Origin of the sequence: Limosilactobacillus balticus (assembly GCF_014145615.1) — a bacterium.
Lineage (GTDB): Bacteria > Bacillota > Bacilli > Lactobacillales > Lactobacillaceae > Limosilactobacillus > Limosilactobacillus balticus.
Genome location: NZ_JACIVH010000009.1, coordinates 1 through 236, shown reverse-complemented (window position 1 = coordinate 236; position 236 = coordinate 1). Strand labels below are relative to the sequence as shown.

Sequence of the window (236 nt, the reverse complement as noted above, 5' to 3'; positions counted from 1 at the left end):
GTTGTTATGCGGTATTAGCATCTGTTTCCAAATGTTATCCCCCGCTCCGGGGCAGGTTACCTACGTGTTACTCACCCGTCCGCCACTCACTGGTGATCCATCGTCAATCAGGTGCAAGGCACCATCAATCAGTTGGGCCAGTGCGTACGACTTGCATGTATTAGGCACACCGCCGGCGTTCATCCTGAGCCAGGATCAAACTCTCATATAAAATATATAAGAACTTGAATAGCTCT

1 rRNA gene is annotated in these 236 nt (G+C 49.2%); it reads right to left on the bottom strand.

Annotated features, from left to right (window positions below):
* Positions 1 to 211 (bottom strand): 16S ribosomal RNA (locus H5S10_RS00025); the annotation flags it as partial.
* Between the last annotated feature and the right edge of the window lie 25 nt (positions 212 to 236).